The organism is Streptomyces sp. NPDC056948, from assembly GCF_042674225.1.
Lineage (GTDB): Bacteria > Actinomycetota > Actinomycetes > Streptomycetales > Streptomycetaceae > Streptomyces > Streptomyces purpurascens.
The window spans coordinates 1-2389 of sequence record NZ_JBHUQX010000725.1; the positions used below are offsets into that span (position 1 = coordinate 1).

The window sequence follows — 2389 nt, forward strand, 5'->3', positions numbered from 1 at the left end:
CGCGTGCGGGGGCGGGGGGGCGGGGCGGCCCCCGGGGGGGGGGCGGGGGGGCCCCCCCCCCGGCCCTTACCCCGCCTACCGCCCGGCGGTACGCGGTGGCTCCCGCGGGCCCGGCCGCCCGCTAACGGGTACTCACTTGCCGTAGTACGCGTTGTAGATCGAGATCGTCGACTTGTTGCCCTTCTTGTCGGCGATCTTGGCGTGGAAGGAGATGGCCTTCCCCTTCTCCGGGTTCTTGACGCTGACCTTGCCGTCCTTGACGGTGAGCTTCTTCCAGGTCTTGCCGTAGTCGTACGACACGTAGACCGACAGCGACTTCAGGTTGCTGCCCTTGGCCGCGCCCTCGACGGTGACCGGGATGCTGACCGTCTTGCCGGCCGGGACCTTGCTGTCCAGACCCGTGGCCGCGTTGAAGCGGGCCGTGGAGGCGGGCAGCTGCTTGAGGTCCGTGGTCTTCTTCGAGCGGAACGTCCAGCTCGCGTCGATGCGGGTGGAGGCCGCCGCGACCTTGACGCTGCGCTTGACCGATGTCGTCAGCTTGTACTCGGCGTCACCGGCCGGGACCTTGAACGCCTCGCCGCCGGACAGCGGGTCGTCGTTGCTGCCGACCTTGGTGCCGTTGCGGTACAGGGTCGTGTTCGCCGAGGTGAACACCGAGGAGCCCGGGTTGCCCTTGCCGTCGGCGAACAGCGGCACGGAACCGTGGATCTGGTTGCCCTCACGGAACAGACCGAAGTCGGTGTTGAGGCGCGGCCCGAAGACGGCGGTGTTGAACGTCTTCGAGTAGCTCTTGCCGCCGGTGAACTTCTGGTCGCCCAGCGAGTAGCCGGCCTCGAAGACCGGGAAGCCGTCGGCGTCGACACCGCCGTGCTGGGCGAAGTCGAAGTCCCACTTCACGCCGCCCAGGGTGGACAGGTGCAGCGTCCGCGTGCCCGGCAGGGTCTGCTCGAAGCCGATCGAGGAGGCTCCGCTGCTCCACGGCAGCCAGCCCACGGCGCTGATCGAGCCCTTCTTGCCGCTCGCCGCGGCACCGAGGCCCGCCTTCACCGTGGCGAGGTCGCTCGCCTTGTAGTGCTTGGTGTAGCCGGTGGCGAGCTGCTTGACCGGACCGCCGCCGGTGACGTCGTACTGCTCCTTGTCGCCCTTGCTCCAGTGAGCGTCCCACTGCTGGGTCACCGAACCGTCGGTGATCTGCGGGCCCACGTGCGCGGTGCGGAGGTCGGCGTACGAGTCCAGCCACCAGCCGAAGCCGAAGCTGGAGTCCCCCGCCTCCACCGTGTAGTCGGCCGAGGCGAACTCCGACTTGGCGGCGGCGTCCGGCACCGTGATGTTCACCGGCTTGGCCTTGCGGGCGTCCAGCGTGATCGTCGTGCTCTTGGCGACGTTCAGCTTGGGCTGGGCCAGCCAGTCGGCGCCCTCGAAGTTCTCCGGGTCGTCGCCCGCGTAGATGCTCGTGTTGAGGATGTAGCCGCCCTTGGGCACACGGGCGGTGACGGTGCCGTCCGCGTCGTACGGCGTGAAGAACTTGCCGTTGCCCAGGCCGGAGACGCCGGCCAGGTCGGCGTTGTAGTTCTTGGCGGCCTTGCCGTCACGGTCGAGGAACTTCAGCGTGACGTCGTACGACTCGACCTCGCGCTGCACCGCGGCGGCCGTGCGGACGGTCTGGCCGCCGCCCGTCGCCGTCACGTACGACGAGTACGCGCCGTCGACCGTGCCGCCCAGCTTGGTGTTGACGGTGAACGGGACGGAGGCCTTGCCGCCGGCCGGGACCGTCACCGAGGTGGCGCCGAGCTTGAAGAAGCCGGCCGGGGCGGCCGCGCCCTTCGGGTCGGTGGCGGTCGACGCCAGCTTCAGCGTGACGTCCTTCGTACCGAGGTTGCGGTACGTCAGCTCCTTGGTGACCGGCTTGTCGTCGGTGTGCGGCCACTGCTGGACGCCGAAGCTCACCGAGCCCGGCTCGGCTGTCACGGACTGCTTGATGGCCTGGTCGACCTGGATGCGGCCCGAACCCTGCTGGAACGGGGTGTACTTGCCGCCCTTGGTGGAGCCGGTGAGGGCGCCCTTCAGCTCGGCGTACTTCCACGACGGGTGCTGCTGCTTGAGGATCGCCGCCGCGCCCGCGACATGCGGGGTGGCCATCGACGTACCCGAGATCGTCAGATAGCCGGCCGGGTTCTCGCCGACCTCCTGGGCTATCTGGCTGCCCGGGGCCGCGGCCGCGGTGATGTCCACGCCGGGCGCGGTCACGTCGGGCTTGAGGGCGCCGTCCATGCCGGGGCCGCGGCTGGAGAAGTCGGCCAGCACGTCCTTGTCGTCGACCGCGCCGACGGTCAGGGCCGCGGCGGCGCTGCCCGGGGAGCCGATGGTCTGTTCGCCATCGCCCTCGTTG

General features: G+C 69.9%; 1 protein-coding gene. It reads right to left on the minus strand.

Annotated features, from left to right (window positions below; translation table 11 throughout):
• Positions 1 to 132: 132 nt before the first annotated feature.
• Positions 133 to 2389, minus strand: a 2257-nt coding sequence (locus ACFTZL_RS44010) for a S8 family serine peptidase (RefSeq protein ID WP_382596004.1), incomplete at its 5' end; no start/stop codon positions are given.